This is a genomic window from Ruminococcus sp. 1001136sp1_2201st1_G3_2201SCRN_220225 (assembly GCF_040924365.1).
Classification (GTDB): Bacteria; Bacillota; Clostridia; order Lachnospirales; family Lachnospiraceae; genus Blautia_A; species Blautia_A faecis.
The window spans coordinates 42,534-61,317 of sequence record NZ_JBCOME010000019.1; the positions used below are offsets into that span (position 1 = coordinate 42,534).

21 protein-coding genes and 1 pseudogene are annotated in these 18,784 nt (G+C 42.5%); all 22 read left to right on the top strand.

Translation table 11 applies throughout. From position 1 onward, the window contains the following. Positions 1-10: 10 nt before the first annotated feature. Positions 11-838, top strand: a complete 828-nt coding sequence (locus AB5642_RS08180) for a pseudouridine synthase (RefSeq protein ID WP_195477823.1) — start codon at positions 11-13, stop codon at positions 836-838. A 375-nt stretch (positions 839-1,213) separates the two neighbouring features. After that, the gene (gene rpsB, locus AB5642_RS08185) at positions 1,214-1,954 is read left to right on the top strand and encodes a 30S ribosomal protein S2 (protein ID WP_118579468.1); all 741 of its coding nucleotides are present in this window, start codon (positions 1,214-1,216) and stop codon (positions 1,952-1,954) included. 107 nt (positions 1,955-2,061) lie between these two features. Further along, positions 2,062-3,000, top strand: a complete 939-nt coding sequence (tsf, locus tag AB5642_RS08190) for a translation elongation factor Ts (protein WP_368371537.1) — start codon at positions 2,062-2,064, stop codon at positions 2,998-3,000. Positions 3,001-3,339: 339 nt separating this feature from the next. Further along, the gene (locus tag AB5642_RS08195; protein ID WP_118579471.1) at positions 3,340-3,690 is read left to right on the top strand and encodes a DUF6075 family protein; all 351 of its coding nucleotides are present in this window, start codon (positions 3,340-3,342) and stop codon (positions 3,688-3,690) included. A 117-nt stretch (positions 3,691-3,807) separates the two neighbouring features. Beyond that, the gene (locus AB5642_RS08200; RefSeq protein ID WP_173718324.1) at positions 3,808-4,491 is read left to right on the top strand and encodes a response regulator transcription factor; all 684 of its coding nucleotides are present in this window, start codon (positions 3,808-3,810) and stop codon (positions 4,489-4,491) included. Beyond that, positions 4,475-6,034, top strand: a complete 1,560-nt coding sequence (locus AB5642_RS08205) for a HAMP domain-containing sensor histidine kinase (protein WP_173718325.1) — start codon at positions 4,475-4,477, stop codon at positions 6,032-6,034. Before AB5642_RS08200 ends, AB5642_RS08205 begins: the two co-directional genes overlap by 17 nt. A gap of 94 nt (positions 6,035-6,128) precedes the next feature. Continuing rightward, complete coding sequence (locus tag AB5642_RS08210) at positions 6,129-7,058, top strand: hypothetical protein (protein ID WP_118579480.1); 930 nt, start codon at positions 6,129-6,131, stop codon at positions 7,056-7,058. Positions 7,059-7,421: 363 nt separating this feature from the next. Further along, positions 7,422-7,685 (top strand): type II toxin-antitoxin system prevent-host-death family antitoxin, encoded by a 264-nt coding sequence (locus AB5642_RS08215; RefSeq protein WP_118579486.1) that lies wholly within the window; start codon positions 7,422-7,424, stop codon positions 7,683-7,685. Continuing rightward, on the top strand, positions 7,678-7,980 hold the full coding sequence (locus tag AB5642_RS08220; protein WP_173715914.1) for a type II toxin-antitoxin system RelE/ParE family toxin: 303 nt from the start codon (positions 7,678-7,680) through the stop codon (positions 7,978-7,980). Before AB5642_RS08215 ends, AB5642_RS08220 begins: the two co-directional genes overlap by 8 nt. Before the next feature lie 177 nt (positions 7,981-8,157). Next, positions 8,158-8,649: an RNA polymerase sigma factor gene (locus tag AB5642_RS08225; RefSeq protein WP_195392085.1), complete on the top strand. Its 492-nt coding sequence runs from the start codon at positions 8,158-8,160 to the stop codon at positions 8,647-8,649. Positions 8,650-8,654: 5 nt separating this feature from the next. Beyond that, positions 8,655-9,707, top strand: coding sequence for a hypothetical protein (locus tag AB5642_RS08230; RefSeq protein ID WP_237925803.1), 1,053 nt, complete (start codon positions 8,655-8,657; stop codon positions 9,705-9,707). Then, entirely contained in the window at positions 9,649-10,149 is a 501-nt protein-coding gene (locus AB5642_RS08235) for a hypothetical protein (protein ID WP_227199047.1), read from the top strand. The genes AB5642_RS08230 and AB5642_RS08235 overlap by 59 nt, the downstream gene beginning before the upstream one ends. Before the next feature lie 419 nt (positions 10,150-10,568). After that, positions 10,569-10,859, top strand: a pseudogene (locus AB5642_RS08240) (TrmH family RNA methyltransferase); the annotation flags it as partial. A 119-nt stretch (positions 10,860-10,978) separates the two neighbouring features. After that, positions 10,979-11,440 carry a hypothetical protein gene (locus AB5642_RS08245; RefSeq protein WP_173715916.1) on the top strand — a complete coding sequence of 154 codons (462 nt, stop codon included), beginning with the start codon at positions 10,979-10,981 and terminating at the stop codon, positions 11,438-11,440. Between the two features lie 10 nt (positions 11,441-11,450). Further along, positions 11,451-13,691, top strand: a complete 2,241-nt coding sequence (locus AB5642_RS08250; RefSeq protein ID WP_195380010.1) for an NHLP family bacteriocin export ABC transporter peptidase/permease/ATPase subunit — start codon at positions 11,451-11,453, stop codon at positions 13,689-13,691. Between the two features lie 12 nt (positions 13,692-13,703). Continuing rightward, positions 13,704-15,890, top strand: coding sequence for an NHLP bacteriocin export ABC transporter permease/ATPase subunit (locus tag AB5642_RS08255; RefSeq protein ID WP_195380011.1), 2,187 nt, complete (start codon positions 13,704-13,706; stop codon positions 15,888-15,890). 24 nt (positions 15,891-15,914) lie between these two features. Then, positions 15,915-16,259: a hypothetical protein gene (locus tag AB5642_RS08260; RefSeq protein WP_173715919.1), complete on the top strand. Its 345-nt coding sequence runs from the start codon at positions 15,915-15,917 to the stop codon at positions 16,257-16,259. Continuing rightward, positions 16,256-17,320, top strand: coding sequence for a radical SAM protein (locus tag AB5642_RS08265; RefSeq protein ID WP_173715920.1), 1,065 nt, complete (start codon positions 16,256-16,258; stop codon positions 17,318-17,320). Before AB5642_RS08260 ends, AB5642_RS08265 begins: the two co-directional genes overlap by 4 nt. Positions 17,321-17,429: 109 nt before the next feature. Further along, positions 17,430-17,753 (top strand): bacteriocin, encoded by a 324-nt coding sequence (locus AB5642_RS08270; RefSeq protein ID WP_173715921.1) that lies wholly within the window; start codon positions 17,430-17,432, stop codon positions 17,751-17,753. Between the two features lie 27 nt (positions 17,754-17,780). Next, the gene (locus tag AB5642_RS08275) at positions 17,781-17,972 is read left to right on the top strand and encodes a bacteriocin (RefSeq protein WP_118579498.1); all 192 of its coding nucleotides are present in this window, start codon (positions 17,781-17,783) and stop codon (positions 17,970-17,972) included. 276 nt (positions 17,973-18,248) lie between these two features. Further along, positions 18,249-18,623, top strand: coding sequence for a hypothetical protein (locus AB5642_RS08280; RefSeq protein ID WP_148461890.1), 375 nt, complete (start codon positions 18,249-18,251; stop codon positions 18,621-18,623). Between the two features lie 87 nt (positions 18,624-18,710). Further along, positions 18,711-18,784: DUF6783 domain-containing protein (locus AB5642_RS08285; RefSeq protein WP_368371538.1), on the top strand; the 74-nt coding region annotated here is incomplete at its 3' end.

The following is an 18,784-nucleotide window of genomic DNA, read 5'->3' on the forward strand; positions in this document are numbered from 1 at the left end:
ACTATAAAGAATGGGAAAAGCAGTGAGATTGGACAGATTTCTGGCGGATTCAGGAGCAGGTACGAGAACGGAAGTGAAGAAGCTGATCCAGAAGGGATTGGTTCAGGTAAATGGTGAGAAGGCGAAAAAGCCGGAACTGAAAATAGATCCGGAGACGGATGTGGTAGAATTTGACGGAGAGCATATTGGAGCAAGGGCAGAGTTTGTGTACTATCTTTTGCACAAGCCTGCCGGATATGTAAGTGCCACAGAAGATACCAGGGAAAAGACAGTTCTGGATCTGGTGCCAAAGGATGGCAGACGGAATCTTTTTCCGGTAGGACGTCTTGATAAGGATACGGAAGGCTTGCTTCTTATTACAGATGATGGACAGCTTGCCCACAGACTGCTTTCCCCGAAGAAACATGTGGATAAGACGTATTTCGCGGTGACGGAAGGAAAAGTGGTGCCGGAGGATATAGAGAAGATCCGGCTAGGTGTGGATATTGGAGATGAGGAGCCGACCTTGCCGGGGAAGCTGGAGATTCTCAGTACATGGAAAGAGGATGATGACCGTAAAAAGGTCGAAGGTGAATCAGGAGCAGTGATAGCCAATTCAAATGCTGCAGGACATAAGGCAGATCCGGAGGGCAGCATCTGGTGTTCTGAAATTCTTCTGACAATCCACGAGGGCCGTTTTCATCAGGTGAAGCGAATGATGGAAGCTGTTGGAAAGAAAGTAATTTATCTGAAACGGATTTCTATGGGGGCGCTGACTTTGCCAGATGACCTGCCGAAAGGAAAGGCCAGGGAACTGACGCCTGATGAACTGGCGGCGCTGAAATGCGAAAACTCCTAAAAGGGTATGTCTGCTTACGCAAATATTGTTGAATATGAAAGTCAGCTGCTTTGCAGCTGTTGACTGTATTTGTAATTCGGGCTATCGTCCTACTTACTCATACGGTATAGCCCGCCCGATATCCATGAATTCGCTCATGCAAGCCTGGCTCATTCATGGCTGCCGTCTGGGACTTTCATTGTAAAATAGCGAAAAAAATAGCGGAAAAATTTGCAAAAACCCTCTTTACACGGAGGGTTTTGTCATGTTATAATGCAAAAGTTGTAAACCATCAAACACGCATGGAGATTCCCAGGATGGTGCCCTGCGGTGTGAGGCTGGGTCCGAGAGGAAAAGGATTCATGCGGAAGAATTTAACCAAAAGGAGAAAAAGACATGAGCGTTATTTCAATGAAACAGCTTTTAGAGGCAGGTGTTCATTTCGGACATCAGACAAGAAGATGGAACCCTAAAATGGCTCCATACATCTACACAGAGAGAAATGGTATCTATATCATCGACTTACAGCAGTCTGTAGGAATGGTTGACGATGCTTATAATGCAATCGCTGATATCGTAGCTAACGGCGGAAATATCCTTTTCGTTGGTACTAAGAAACAGGCTCAGGACGCTATCAAGACAGAGGCTGAGCGTTGCGGACAGTTCTATGTAAATGAGAGATGGTTAGGCGGTATGCTTACCAACTTCAAGACTATCCAGAGCCGTATTGCGAAACTGAAAGAAATTGAGACCATGGAGTCTGATGGAACATTCGATGTTCTGCCTAAGAAAGAAGTTATCGCTTTAAGAAAAGAATTAGATAAACTTCAGAAGAACCTTGGCGGTATCAAAGAAATGAAGAGACTTCCAGATGCTATCTTCGTAGTAGATCCTAAGAAGGAAAAGATCTGTATTCAGGAAGCTCATACACTGGGAATTCCGCTTATCGGAATCTGCGATACTAACTGTGACCCAGAAGAACTGGATTACGTAATCCCGGGTAACGATGACGCTATCCGTGCTGTAAAACTGATCGTTTCCAAGATGGCTGACGCAGTTATCGAAGCAAACCAGGGACAGACAGACGCTGAGGGAGAAATCCAGGCTGAGTCTGAAGAGTTCGCTACAGAGGAATAATTTGTGAAAATTCTGGACATCAGCTGTGAATGAGCTATGCCTGCATAGGCATATCCACAGCTGACGGACAGGTCCTTACAACACACTATCATCAGGAGGAAATGAAAATGGCTATTACAGCAGCACAGGTAAAAGAGTTAAGAGAGATGACCGGCGCTGGTATGATGGACTGTAAGAAAGCTCTTACAGCTACAGAAGGCGATATGGATAAAGCAGTAGAGTTCCTTCGCGAGAAAGGTCTTGCTACCGCTCAGAAGAAAGCAAACCGTGTTGCAGCAGAGGGTCTTTGCAAGACACTTGTTGCTGACGATGCTAAAAACGCAGTTGTTGTTGAGGTTAACTCCGAGACAGACTTCGTTGCTAAGAACGAGAAATTCCAGCAGTATGTTGCAGATGTTGCTGCTCAGGCTCTGACAACTACAGCAGCTGATATCAATGCTTTCCTTGCAGAGGCATGGGCACTTGATACCACTAAGACTGTTAAAGAAGCTCTTGCAGCTCAGATCGCAGTTATCGGTGAGAACATGAACATCCGTAGATTCGCTCAGATGAAAGAGGAGAACGGTTTCGTTGCTTCCTACACACATATGGGTGGAAAGATCGGCGTTCTTGTTGACGTTGAGACAGATGTTGTAAACGACGCTGTTAAAGAGATGGCTAAGAACGTTGCAATGCAGGTTGCAGCTCTGAAACCTCTTTACACAAGCGACAGCGAAGTAAGCGCTGAGTATATCGAGCATGAGAAAGAAATCCTTATGGCTCAGATCCAGAACGATCCTAAGGAATCCCAGAAACCGGAGAAGGTTATCCAGGGAATGATCGCAGGACGTATCAAGAAAGAGCTTAAAGAGATCTGCCTTCTTGATCAGGTTTATGTTAAAGCTGAAGATGGAAAACAGTCTGTTGGCAACTATGTAGCACAGGTTGCTAAAGAGAACGGCGCTAAGATTACAATCAAAGGCTTCGTTCGTTACGAGACCGGAGACGGAATCGAGAAGAAAGAAGAGAACTTTGCTGAGGAAGTTGCAAAGCAGATGGGTAAATAATCCATTAACTTAAGTTTTCTTTCTATTATTTTAATAAGTCTGAATTTAAGTATTTAAAGGCCCTGAAAGCCTTATAAACACTACGTTTCACAGTGATTATAAGGTTTTCGGGGCTTTTTTCTATATTTTTCTAAAAAAGTCCTAAATACCGCCAAGCATCGCTGGAAATCACCAAGAATCTCCAAAAATTGAGTATTGAGTAAGGAAAAACTGAGTAAAAGCAAAGGCTTGCAATCTTCAGCGAAGTTACTCAAATTATCAGCGGTTTCATCAGATCGCCATAATTTTCAAAAATCAAATTATAAACTTAAAAACTAATTGCATAAGGAGGAAATCAATATGGCAAGTACAGCGATAGGCGCAGCTGGCGAGGATGCTCGCACAATAACTTTTATGAGCAAAGAACATAAGGAATTCTATTTGGAATATCTGCCTAAATGCAGATGGAAAGACGTATATCATGAAGCATTGGTATATTGTCTTGGAATTGACAGAGATACACGAAAACACGTTAACAAAATTTATGATTTTAAAAATGGCAGTGTGAAGCCAGAATGTCTGCAGGAAGGTGGAGGAAAGACCACTACCACTATCAATCTTGGAGTAGTGTTCCGATTACTTAGCCAATTATGTTGTAACATCGGAATGATTAAAACGCATTGCCATGAAAAGAAAATGGTTTTATTATAATGATATAGATTTTATGTGTGAAAATAATTCTATATTTTTTATTAACTCCATCGTAACTCCATATATCTAATGTATAATTACAGGAAATATTAAAAAGAAATTGTGGGGAGTGATTTTATGTATCGAATATTGGTTGTTGAAGATGAGGATGACATTCAGAAAATATTAGAAAACTATTTGATAGATCAAGGATATGCAGTTACACTGGCGTATGATGGTGTGGATGGGATTGCAAAATTTCACAATGGCGAGTTTGATCTTGTGCTGTTGGATGTTATGATGCCAAAGATAGACGGTTTTGGAGTATGTGAATTAATCCGTAGAGAATCGAATGTACCAATTATCATGCTTACGGCATTAGATGAAGAAGCGTATCAGATCAAAGGCTTTGATATGAATGCAGATGATTATGTCACCAAGCCGTTTTCTATACCCATTTTATTGAGAAAAATTGCAGCAATCTTGAGAAGGACACAAAGAGAAGATGAATTGCAGGTGATTTCTTATAAAACGTTAAGCGTGGATGTGAAGGGGCATCATGTTTATATTTGTAAAGCAGAAAAGGGAGAACAGATAGAGGTTGAATTAACACAGAAAGAATTTGAAATGCTATATGTTCTGCTGATTAACAAAGGAATCGTTTTGACACGCCAGAAACTTCTAAATATGGTATGGGGAGAAGATTATTATGGGGAAGAGCGAATTGTGGATACACATATTAAGAATATCCGCAAAAAGCTGGGAGTAAATCTGATTAGTACAATAAGAGGGGTGGGATACCGGATTGATAAAGAGAATTAAAAACAGTCTGACCATAAAAATTTGCACACTGATTGCTGTCTTACTGGCAGTATCCAGTGGAATTACATATGCGGTAATTGTAGGATTCCTTCCAACCTATTATAGTAAACAGCTACAGAAGGATATTGATTCGGTTTCACAGGAAATGATTGAAACCATTCATTCTTATGAAACGATTAATGAAGCTTCTTATGCCATTGAATTGTTTGAAGCAGGTTCGAAAGTTTCAGTCGTGATTTTGGATGAACAGGGAAATAGGATATGGCCGGCTGAGAGTACAGCCGTGACAGAAGATGTATTGGATAATGGTGTGGTAGAGCAGGGTTATATGGGTGATATGATATTGACACACGAAAATAGCGCAGAGCAAACCACTATCGTACAGGAAGAAAATGCGGCCTATGAAGAGGGAGTAATCGGCCAGGCGGACGTCGTAACAGAGGATGTCGTCCAACAGGCTGATGGAATTGCAGAAGTCGGAGATAATTCAGCAGTGAAACGGTACAGCGTTAAAGTGGGTGGAGAAACATATACAATGATTGTTTCTGGGGGAATGCAGCCAGTCAATCAGGCTCTTGAAATATTATATCAGATACTGCCGTATATCCTTGGAATCGCTATTATAGTTTCCATATTGTTTGCACTGGGGGCATCCCTTTATTTGACATTTCCGATCGTTAGGTTAAGTCAACTGGCTCAAAATATGGCTGCGCTTGATTTTGACAGTTCCTATCAGGGGAAAAGAACAGATGAAGTAGGAGTATTAGGGGAAAGCTTGAATGAGCTTTCCAAAAACCTCTCACGAGCATTGGAAGAACTGAAGAGTGCAAATGAAAAGCTTAAGTCAGATATCGAAATGGAACGCAAGATAGAGAAAAAGAGAATTGCATTTTTTTCAGCAGTGTCCCATGAACTGAAAACACCGATTACAATATTGAAAGGGCACTTGTCCGGAATGCTGCAGGGAGTAGGGGAATACAGGGACAGAAATTACTATTTGCAGCGGTCACTGGAAACCACAGAAAAAATGGAAGACATGGTAAAGGAACTTCTGACTGTTTCACGGATCGAGAATAACAAATTTATTACACAAAAGACCGATATAGCAGAACAGCTCCGCTTGCAGATTGCTGATATGGCTGAACTGATAGAAAATAAAAAACTGGAACTGCAAGTGGAGATCCCAGAACATTTGTATGCAGATGTGAATCCGGTGATGATGGACAAAGTTTTTTCTAACCTTCTGCTTAATGCCATCCGTTATACGCCGGAAGAAAAAGGAAATCATATCAGAGTTTTGCTGAAACCGGGAACAGATACCGAGACGGTATATTGCCAGATTGAAAATACCGGGGTGTTTATTCCGGAAGAAGCATTAGTCCATTTGTTTGAAGCATTTTATCGTGTGGAACAGTCCCGTAACCGCCAGACCGGTGGAAGCGGATTGGGTCTTTATATTGTAAAAATGATCTTGGACCAGCATGGAGCAAGCTATCGTATGGGTAATACATGTGATGGGGTTTGTTTTTCCTTTTCTCTATAAATCACACACGAATCACATATAAACTCCAATTACATTACAAAATTCAATGGTATGGTATGGACATAATAAAAAATGTAAAGGAGTTGGATGTACAATGAAAAGAAAAATTGCAGCTTTATTAATGGGAACTACCTTATCTGTGGCAGTATGCGGCTACAGTGTGCAGGCAATGACTTACGGATATGATATGGGAGGAAAGGTATTTATCTCCGAAGATTCTTCATCTTCCAATCTGACAGAGGAAGAAAAGGAAAAATTATCCGACTGGCATAAGGAAGAAATGCGTAATGAACTTGCTTATCTTGAATGCTACGGTGTTACTTATGATGCAGACAGTGATACACTGTATTATCAGGGGAAAACCGTAAGATGGCTGATTGACCGACAGCTTGAGGATACTTATAAGTCGATCCAGATGCCGGAAGGTGAAATTGATGTCTATACGGTAAGGGAAGACGATTACAGATTAACGGGCGTTCGGATTGCTACACAGGAAGAATATGACCAGCGGACAAAGGAAATGGAAGCGTTGGAAGCAGCGGCTGGAAAAGAATCATCTTATGTACAAGAAGCTGTGGATACAGAAACGGGAAGTAGTATTCATATGTTTGCTTACGATGAGGAAACAGTAACGGAAGCCAATGATGGGTCAGCGACGGAAACAGCAGTAGTGACAGAAGATGTGGTGTCAAATTATGCGGAACAGAAGGATACAGTTGAAAATGCAGTGGAAACAGCAGAGGGTACCTGTGTAGTAGGAGATAATCTTAATTCAGAAATAAAGATTCAGGAATATAAGCAGAATGGCATAGACCTCGATTCTGCGACAGGTAGCTGGATGTGGCATGGAAAAGAAGTTCATTTACTAATGGACGAGGATGGAAGTTTTTACCAGAATGGAAGCAAGGAGGCAAAAGATAATAAGATATATCTGATAGTGAAACGGGAAGATGATGGCAGGATTAAAACTGTGAGACAGATTACAATGGAAGAAGTTATGGCACGTATAGCGCATTTGAATTAGAAATTAGATATAAACGTTTGCAAGGTGAAGCATATTGGGAAAATGTTGATTTTGACATTTGAGGATCATGAAGAGAACATGATTGACTGGATTGTGTCATGTTTAGGCATAGGTGTAAAGTCTTTTCAGATTCAGAATACTAAAACGGAAAAATTAAAATTTCGAGATCTAAGAATAGATTTTAGTTGTCGTAAGGTTATAAAAAATAATAGACAAGAATGCACCACAGCTGCGGCTGTGGTGCGAGTTTTAGGCGGAAAATTTCTGGAAGTTCATACATAATTTTCAAAAATTCTAGAATAAGAATTTACACCGACTCATAATTATGATACAATTATAGCACAAGAAAGAGAGGTGTTCATTATGCCAACAATTATGCCGATTAGAGATTTAAGAAAAACCAGTGAAATATCGGAACTGGCACATAAAAAGCAGGAACCAATATTTATTACGAAAAATGGATATAGTGACTTAGTTGTAATGAGTTCAGAGCTGTATGAACGTTTTGCCCAGACAAACAAGATTGATCAGGCAATTTATGAAGCAGAACAGGAAGTAACAGAAGGAGCAGAGCCGATTTCATTAGAAAGTGCAATGGAACAGCTCAACAAGAAATATTATGGATAAATATGAGATAATGCTGTATCCAAGAGCGTACCGGGATATTCATGATATTTATGCTTATATTGCACTTGAAAAATTGTCACCTGAAACTGCAAAAGAACAGACGGATCGGATTTGGCAGGCAATAAAAAAGCTGGAACTGTTTCCAAAATCGCACCAGGACCGTCTGGTGGGCCGCTATGCCGGAAAAGAATATAAACAGCTGATCATTGACAATTATATTGCTATTTTTAAAGTTGATGAAAACAAGAAAAAAGTATTTGTATTGACAGTGCAATATCAGGGAAGGCAGATGTAAACGAAAGGGTTGAACTGCTGTACAAAATAACATTTAAGAATGATAGTCAGATATAAAAAGGACACAGACAGTCAAGTTTCGATTGCCTGTGTCTTGTTTTGTAAAAATAAAAAATTTTTGAAAGCAAATTCCCATATTTTAAGTCTAATAGTTATAAAAACAAAAAGGGGGAATAAAATGGAGGCTTTGGTAACAGCTGCTAAAAATGGAGATAAAGAAGCGTTCGTTCAGCTGATCTGGATAAATAAGCAGAGCATGTATAAAGCTGCCTGGGTTTATCTTCGGAACGAACAGGACATTGCAGATGCACTGCAAAATACGATCCTGTCCTGTTATGAAAAGATACAGGGATTAAGGGAAGTGAAATATTTTAAAACCTGGCTGATGCGGATTCTGATAAATGAATGCAAAGACATTCTCCGTCAAAAGAACCATGACACGGAACTGGATAATTTCTCAGAAGGTGTACAGTGTGAAGATCTGGATCTCTGCGAATGGAAACAATTGCTTTTATGTCTGGATGAAGAAAGCCGGAAAATCGTGGAACTCTATTATTTTGATGAATTTTCCGTAAAGGAAATTGGTAATCTTCTTGAAATGAACAGCAACACCGTATCAACCAAACTTTCCCGGGCAAGAGCAAAATTAAAAAAGGTGATCAGGAGGTGAAGACTATGGATGAAAAAGAAATCAGAAAAATTTTAAAAGAAGAAACTGTGATACCGGACAATATTGATAAAGCTATGGAAGATGTTCTGAAGGGAATTTTGGATTCTCCAGATGAGAGAATGAGCAGCACGAAGAATCTAATTGTAAAATCAGATAAAGGAAGATCAAAAAATTTAGGGAATAAGAAAAAAATAATCCGGATTCTTCTTCCTGTGGCTGCTGTATTAGGCGTCAGCACCGGCGTACTTGCAACAAAACTTGGATGGCTTCACAAAGAACTGGAGCAGCAGGGGGTTACAGAACAGGAAGCTGTTCAAATGGTTGTCACAGAACCTGATTCAACTGCAGAAAATGTGGAAGATGTGACTTCTTATCATATAACGCCAAAGGAGAGGGATTGGAACCAGTCTATGCTGTCTGTTACAGAAGCGTATTTTGATGGCAGCGGTTTCAGCTTTCTTGGAGATCCTTCCGGGGCGGTGGAGAATTATACGCTCAGCTGCCGTGACCATGCGACAGTGAATGGAGAAGATGCACTTGCAACTTTGAATAAGATAGACGGGGAAGATCTCTATTATGGACATATTACCCTGTATGATGATGCTTTGACAGAGAAAATATTAAATGAAGATTCCCAGGTAGAGGTTTCCATGACCATTCAGGCATATCCGGATTATAACGGCAGGATCTATTACACCTGGAAAGATGATGAAGCTTTCAGAAAGATTTTTAAAACTGGTTCTTTTACAGATTCAGAAGGAATGCTGGCTTATGCACTGCCTGCGGAGGATGCTTACAGAGGATATACGCCGCAGACCCTTACAGTAACCCTTCCGTTAAATGATGAAGTACGGGATATTATAGAAAAATACAGAAAAGAAGGAAAGATGCAGGCGGAAGATACTGGTGTAGAACCCATTTCGGATTCTACGGAAGAGAGTACACAGGAAACAACAGACTCAGAAAATCCTTCAGATGCTACGGGAGCGAATGAGAAATATGATCCGGAAACAGCAGTATGTAAGAAAATCAATCAGCAACATGACGGAGGGATATGATTATTACGATACAGAGATTCTGTTGAATGGGATCCCGGTGGGCGGGCTTTCTCAGCATGGTTATCTGGAAACTGCAGGCTTTGGCCCTGCGCCTGAAGACTGTTATTTCAACATACCGATTCCGCTTCAGTTGAAAGTGGAAGAAACAGTTACTATGCTTCCAATGGAAGAAATTATGAAGTCAGTGGAACAATATGTAAAAGAAGGCCAAATTGGTCTCTTCACGGAACAGGACACTGCGGAGGAAACAGAATCCACCACGATTCCAGTTACAAAAATATGTTTGGAATACTATATTGATGAAACCGCAGACGGAATCACATACAGACCTGTCTGGAGCTTTCGCTGCCCTTACCAGTGGAAAGATTCCCCGGACGAACAGGAACTGTTTTACATAGACGGGGAAACGGGGGCACTGATTCGTGATGCGTTTGGCTGGTAGGTATGAAAAAAAGAGCCGGATCCATTCCGAATTAGAATAAGTTCAGAACCCCCAGTTTATTCAGTAAGTTGCGTCAAATTTGCGTAAGCTTTATGGGCAGAACCGCGCAAATCCATATAAATAAAGCCTGTTCACAAATACTTCGCAAAGCAGATGGGTAAATAATCCATTAACTTAAGTTTTCTTTCTATTATTTTAATAAGTCTGAATTTAAGTATTTAAAGGCCCTGAAAGCCTTATAAACACTACGTTTCACAGTGATTATAAGGTTTTCGGGGCTTTTTTTGTATTTTTCTAAAAATCTGCCTGTTGAGGACAAATATATTGCATTTTCATCCATATTCTCTTACAATTACAAGTAGAATAAATAACGAAAACGGAATTGGAAAATGGATTTAAAATGCAGAACACTTTTGAAAAAAACTGCCTGGCCCGGAGAGGGAATGCAGCTGCTGAAAAATATGGGGTTTAAAACAGCTGCCATGGCATTGCGTGATGACTCTGTGGGAATTGACAACCAGACACTTCAAGCAGAAGAGAAGCTGGCTATTGTTCTCGGAACAGAGGGAGACGGGCTTTCCTCACAGACGATTGCAGATTGCGATTATACAGTGAAAATTCCCATGTCTCACGGTGTGGATTCCTTAAATGTGGCTGCCGCAAGTGCAGTGGCATTCTGGGAACTTGGGTATATTAACAGACGGAAATAATTGTGTATATAGAAATCGCTTTCAGGATAGAGTTAAAACAGAGATGCAGGATAGAGTTAAAGCGGGGACGCAAGACAAATGAAAGATAATAACTATAAGCAAAAAGGAGGCTGCAGGTTATGAGTGATCAGATATTTCGGAAAAAAAGTCTGGACCGGATTTCCTCCCCGGAGCAGCTGAACGATTATATCCGGGTGGCAAACCCGGGCATATGGATGATTCTGGCGGCTGTCATCATACTGCTGGCCGGGGTGTGCGTGTGGGGGATATTCGGTCATCTTGATACAAAAACAGAGACTGTGGGAACTGCAAAAGCAGGAAAAATCACATGTTATATAAAAGAAACAGATATCCGGAATGTCAAAAAAGGAACTCCAGTGTATATAGATGGGAAAGAATATGAAATTGCGGAGATATCCGAAATCCCTGTGAAGCTAAAAGAGGAACAGTTGGAAAGTGCTGCTTTTGCAGTGGATGAAAGCGTATACACAGCAACCATCCATACAGGGCTGGCAGACGGAATCTACAAGGTAGAGCTTGTTACGAACCGGGTGTCACCTATGTCATTTGTAATAAATTGAGGTGACCATAATGAGTGCTGAGAAAAAAGTAAAACAGCCGATTACAAAAGGGGTGGCGAAGGTTCCTGTAGTCATGCAGATGGAGGCTCTGGAATGCGGTGCAGCAAGTCTTGCCATGATACTTGCCTACTATGGGAAGTGGATTCCATTGGAGCAGGTTCGCTTCGATTGCGGCGTATCCCGTGACGGTTCCAGTGCAAAAAACGTACTGAAAGCTGCAAGAAGCTATGGGCTTACAGCCAAAGGATACCGCTATGAACCGGAAGATCTGAAGAAAACAGGTCGTTTTCCCTGTATCATCCACTGGAATTTTAATCATTTCGTGGTACTGGATGGCTTTCGAGGAAATAAAGCTGTTATAAATGATCCTGCCAAAGGAACCTATGCGGTTTCAATGGAGGCTTTTGATGAAGCTTTTACCGGAATCAGTCTGCAGTTTGAGCCTTCTGAGAATTTTGAGCCAGGAGGAAAGCCAGCCTCTGTACTTCGTTATGCGAAAAGACGCTTAAAAGGCACAGGCACAGCGATTGCATTTGTTGTCCTTACTACATTGATCTCTTCCTTGATCGGCATTATAAATCCTGCTTTTTCCCGTATTTTTATGGATCGGCTGCTGACCGGAGAGAATCCGGACTGGGTATTTCCTTTTCTCATAGGAATGATTCTCATGGGAGTGGTACAGTTGACTGTTATGTGGATTCAGCAGGTATATTCCCTGAAGATCAATGGAAAGCTGGATATGGTTGGAAATGCCACCTTTATGTGGAAAATACTGAGAATGCCTGTAGAATTTTTTTCACAGCGCATGGCAGGGGATATTCAGGTACGCAAGAATACCAATGCTTCTGTTGCAGAAGGGCTAGTGAATACGTTTGCGCCGCTGGTTTTGAATTCGCTGATGATGATTTTTTATCTGGTGGTTATGATAAGGTACAGTCCTGTTCTTACGCTGATGGGTGTAACCTCTGTATTTCTGAATCTGCTTCTTTCTAACATAATATCGAAAAAAAGGGTAAACATTGCCCGTGTCCAGCTGAAAAATGCAGGCAAACTTGCAGGTGCAGCCGTGGCTGGTATTGAGATGATCGAAACCATTAAGGCTACCGGCGCAGAAAATGGCTTTTTTGAAAAATGGGCAGGTTATCAGGCCGGAGCCAATACAGGAGCAGTAAAATTCCGGAAACTGAACAGTGTGCTGGGACTTCTTCCCGGGCTTATCAGTACTCTGTGCAACACAGCAGTTCTGATGACAGGAGTGTTTTTTGCAATGCAGGGAAGGTTTACTGTGGGTATGATCCTGGCATTTCAAGGCTTTCTGAATTCGTTTATGGCTCCGGCAGCCAGTCTCATCGCAGCAGGTCAGACTTTACAGGAAATGCGTACGGATATGGAGCGTGTCGAGGATATTATGAATTATCCGGAAGACGTTATATGGGGAAAAGCAGATGGGAAAGAGCCTGAAGCCTGTTTGAAAAATCATTCGGAAAGCCTGTTGCAAACAGAATCCAGTCCGGAAGAGGAGTACAGAAAATTATCCGGTCACATTGAACTGAAAAATGTCACATTCGGCTACTCCAGGCTTGCCCAGCCGCTGATAAGGGATTTCAATTTGTCCCTGAAGCCGGGCAGCAGAGTCGCTTTTGTTGGACCTTCCGGCTGCGGCAAATCCACTTTGTCCAAACTGATATCAGGTCTGTATGCCCCATGGAGCGGCGAAATCCTTTTTGACGGTAAAAAGATATCAGAGATAGACCGGAATGTGTTTACCGGTTCCCTGGCTGTGGTAGATCAGGACATTATCCTGTTTGAGGACACCATAGCGAACAATATTAAAATGTGGGACAATTCCATCGAAGATTTTGAAATGATCCTGGCTGCACGGGATGCACAACTTCACGATGATATTATGATGCGTGAGGGAGGTTATCAGTACAGGCTGACAGAAGGTGGAAAGGATTTTTCAGGCGGACAGCGCCAGAGAATGGAAATTGCCAGAGTTCTGGCACAGGATCCTACCATTGTTATTCTGGATGAAGCCACCAGTGCACTTGACGCAAAAACAGAATACAATGTGGTGAAATCTATAAAGGACAGAGGTGTTGCCTGTATTGTGGTCGCACACAGACTTTCTACCATCCGGGACTGCGATGAGATCATTGTGCTGGATGAAGGCAGAGTCGTGGAGCGTGGAACACATGAAGAACTTATGAGAGCCGGCGGAATGTACACTATGCTGGTATCAAATGAATAGGAGGCGGAAGCATTGGGCTGGTTTGACGAACAGATAAAACTTAGAAAGCAGAGCGATGACGATGCTTTCGCAGATTCTTTTGTGAAAATGGCAGGTGCCGTTATGGGGGAGAAGGTGCTTGCCTCGCTGAATGACGACCGTATTGTTGCCAAGAATGAAATCGATGAGATCCTGAAATTTTACCATGTAAAAAGCAGGGAGGTTCCGGATTCCATTGAGGATATGAATGAACAGCTGGAATACCTTATGCGCCCCTATGGAATCATGCGCCGCACGGTTTATCTGGAAAAAGGCTGGTATAAGGATGCAATTGGTGCCATGCTGGGCGTTATGAAAGAAACCGGAAAGATCGTAGCTCTTCTTCCCGGAAAAGTGTCTGGTTACAGCTATTATGACATTGAAGCTGGAAAAAGAAGAAAGATAACCCATGGAAATGAAGATTTGTTTGAAAAAGAGGCCCTTGCATTTTATAAACCTTTTCCCATGAAAAAGATGGGAATCCTTTCTCTGGCGAAATACATAATGGAGACACTTTCCGGGGCTGATTACGGGATGATGGTTCTTGCCGCACTTGCAGTGACTTTTGTGGGGATGCTGACACCGAAGATCAACCAGCTTATTTTTTCGGAGGTTCTGCCTTCTGGAAGCATGCAGCTGTTTTTTGCAATTTCGGTTTTTATGGTGTGCACTGCAATAAGCAGCTTGCTTTTTGAGGCAGTAAGTGCGATGGTAACTGCCAGGGTGGAAACGAAGCTGAGCTTGTCTGTAGAGGCTGCAACCATGATGAGGGTAATGTCCCTTCCGGCAGGTTTTTTCAGAAAGTACAGCGCAGGTGAGTTGTCCAGCCGTGCCAGCCAGATCAACTCACTTTGCAATATGCTGGTATCTACCGTATTTACAACAGGGATTACTTCCGTTTTTTCCCTTATCTATATCTCACAGATTTTTGCGTTTGCTCCGGCACTTGTGGCACCGGCGCTGACTATTGTAGCGGTGACGGTTGCGTTTTCTGTTATTTCTTCCCTGGTACAGATGGGAATTTCCAGAAGACAGATGGAGCTTGCAGGAAAAGAAAATGGAATGACATACGCTATGATCACTGGTGTCCAGAAAATAAAGCTTTCAGGGGCTGAGAAAAGGGCTTTTGCAAGATGGGGAGATTTATATGCCAAAGAAGCAAAACTTAAATATAATCCTCCTGTATTTATTAAAATAAATGCTGTGATCAGTACAGGGATTTCTCTTGCGGGTACTATTGTGATGTATTACGCAGCAATCCGGTCTGGCGTTTCCGTAGCGGATTACTATGCTTTTAATACTGCATACGGCATGGTATCCGGAGCTTTTCTGTCATTGGCAGGAATTGCTCTTACAGTAGCAAGGATAAGGCCTACACTGGAAATGGTAAAGCCGCTTTTTGAGACAGTGCCCGAGGTTTCCAGCGGAAAACAGGTGATTACAGGGATTTCAGGTGGGATCGAGCTGAATCATATATCGTTCCGGTACAACGAAAACATGCCTCTTGTACTGGATGACCTGTCTTTGAAAATCCACCCGGGACAGTATGTGGCGATTGTAGGCCAGACTGGCTGCGGGAAGTCCACCCTTATGCGTCTGCTCCTTGGATTTGAGAAACCTATGAAGGGAGCCGTTTATTATGACGGAAAAAATCTTGATAAAATTGATCTGAAATCGCTCAGGCAGAAGATTGGCGTAGTCATGCAGAATGGTAAGCTTTTTCAGGGGGATATTTATTCCAATATTGTGATCTCGGCGCCATGGCTGACACAGAAGGATGCCTGGGAGGCAGCAGAACTGGCGGGTATTGCAGAGGATATCCGGAAAATGCCTATGGGAATGAATACAATGATTTCTGAAGGCTTCGGCGGAATTTCCGGAGGACAGAAGCAGAGACTGATGATCGCCCGGGCTATTGCACAAAAACCCAGGCTGCTTATGCTTGATGAAGCCACCAGTGCCCTTGACAATCTGACCCAGAAAAAAGTGTCAGAAGCCCTGGATGGTCTGAAGTGTACCAGAATTGTAATCGCCCATCGGCTTTCTACTATTAAACAGTGTGACAGAATTCTTGTGCTGGATAAAGGGAAAATCATTGAAGATGGAAAATATGAAGAACTGTTAGAGAAAAACGGCTTTTTTGCAGAACTGGTAAAACGGCAGCGTCTGGATGCGCTGTAATAAAAAGAGATAAGGGGATATTTTATGCGATATATACTTGATTCCCGGATTGCCTTACGCTCCTGGCAGCAGGTTCCCTATGCATATTACCGGAAGGGAAGTCCATATGCCAAAGGGCTGAAAAAAGAAGAATTTGAGCTTTTGCGTTCCTGTGACGGAAAAAGGGAGCAGGAGGCGGATGATTTATTGGAAACTATGGCAGCCAGAGGCTTTATTCATCCCTGCAGAGGGGAAGAGAATCTGACAGACTGGCAGAAATACAGACATTGCGAGAACCGGTATTTTCCAAAAGTAAACTGGATGATAACCGGGAAGTGTAACTATAATTGTCTTCACTGCTTTAATGCAGCTGACAATGCCCATCCATGAGCGAGTGGTTCCTGAAGGAAGCAGAAAAATTTCTGGATGAGGCGAGGGAATGTGGGGTAAATGCATTTACCATCACAGGCGGGGAGCCGATGCTTCACAGGAATTTTATGGACATCCTGACGGGAATTTATGAAAGAGGAATGTATGTAGAAGAGATCAATACCAACGGCTATTTTCTCAGGCAGGGAGTGTTGGACCAGATGAAGGAAAGAGGAATCCGTCCTTTAATGAAGATCTCTTTTGACGGAATCGGACATCATGACTGGCTTCGTGGACGAAAAGGAGCTGAGGAGGATGCAATCCGGGCCATCCGTTTGTGCAGGGCAAATGATTTTCCAGTAATGATCCAGACAAATGTGCACAGACACAATCTGGATACGCTTCTGGAAACAGCGAAGCTTATGGACAGCCTTGGGGTGTGGAAAATGCGCATCATCCGCACATCGGAGGCCCCAAGGTGGAAGGAAAATGCAGGTGATGCTGCTCTGGGACTGACGGAATATTATGACAGAATGCTGGAATTTGCCAGTGCATATATGAAAACGGGCTGCAGAATGGATGTGATCATCTGGCAGTTTTTGCGTCTGTATCCTGTATCTGGCAGTTATGGGATGATTCCTGTTTTGTACCGGGAAAAGGAATACAGGGATTCGCTTCCAGTATGCAAGGGGGTCAGAGGCATGGTGGCAGTTGCTGCTAATGGAAATATATTTCCCTGTCATCAGCTGTCTGGCACCTACGAACTGAATGGGGATATCCCTGGCAATGTGAAAAAGGAATCTCTGAAGCATCTGCTAAGTGCCAGCCAGTATCTGTGTGAGGTATGTACGACTGTGGACAAAATCCGGGAGCACGACAGAAAATGCAGAAATTGTAAGTATTTCAAATACTGTGCGGGAGGATGCCGGGCACTGGCAATTGTGCTGACCGGGGACAAACTGGGGGCAGATCCCTCCAAATGTGTGTTTTTCGGACAGGGATATTATGAGAAAACTGTCAGTGCATTGCAGGAATATGAGAATTATACGGAAATTGCTTATAATCCGGGTATTGATATTTAATGGAAATTTAGAGCACATTTTTTCAGGCATGATGCAGACCGCAGATACATATGGAGTGGACCTGCCGGGGAAAAGGTGGCTGTAAATCTTGACTATGGCAGAGAACAAAATGACAAAGGAAGTTTTAAAAGCTGCAAAGGGAACCGGATCTGTGGAAGAACTTCAGAAACTGGCGAAGGAAAACGGCATGGAGCTTGATGCTGCACAGGCAGAAGAAATGTATGCCAGATTACACCCGGTAACCCAGGAACTTTCAGATGATGAGCTGGACAATGTAACAGGCGGTGATTCCTGCGACGTAGGATACAGCTGCCCGAAATGCGGAAGTACGGAGGTTTCTTCCAGAGAGCCACTTTATGGCTGCACCTATGTAACCTGCGCCTGCTGCGGTGCAACCTACTGGGATCCTACTTCCACCAAAACACAGAATTAATTGATTTTGGATGGAGGGATATTTTTGATGGAAGACGAAATAACAAAAAGAGAGCTTTCAGATGATGAGTTGGACAATGTGTCCGGTGGAGGATGCGAGGAGAATGCGCGAAACTGCTGTCCACAATGTGGGAGTACAGAAGCGAAAACAATTTTCAGTAGAGAAGACGGTTCTCTGGTTGAATGCGCTGTTTGTGGTACGGGGTACTGGAAAATTTAAAGCGCATCCCCAAAGTCCCTGGCTCGTAGCCTTTTAGTGGAAAATCCCGCAGTCCGTATTGATGATAACGGATTGCGGGATTTTTTATAAAAAAGATACTTTAATATTGCTCTTTACAATAGGTATAATTATTTTAAATATGTTTAACATTGGCAATACACAGAATTTAACATAGACAGCTATAATATCTTTCAGAAAAGGAAAAAAGAATGATATTTTTGAGTTGCTGCGAAGTAAGCGAACAGTAACGCTTTTTGAGGCAAGGAGGCTTCTTTTATGAGAAAGATATTACAGAGAAATGAGAAAGTGGAGCTTAACAGTTTTATAGATGAATTTGTAAAGGCAAGACAGAAATACTTTACACCAGGTCAGGAATGGCTGGAAGCAGAGCTGGCGGAGGAAAAGATTAGCGTGTATATGGATAAAGCACAGCTGGAAAAAGATCTGGATGAGCTTGTAAAGACCAGTTTGATGTATGGCAAGGTACGGAATCTGGAAATGAAGATTCAGGTGAAAAAGACTGCAGATGGTGCTGGAATCTGTTTCTCGGATAATGGTGTTGGAAACTGGAGAAATAAGAGCATCTGTGTAACAGGAAAGCCTGGCAGAGGCCTGGAAACAAAGAAAATCTGGGGCGTGCAGGTTGCCTGAGTGTCAGTATATTAATGGTTTGAAAAAGGTTCTTTGCAAGACAAGTCAATATGGCAGTTACTTAATATTCGATGTATTAGAGCGTGTTTGAAAAATCATTCCCGCAATCTGCACGCCCCACTTTGCGGTATATTTTGCCCGAATTCGGTTGCCGTAGCCCG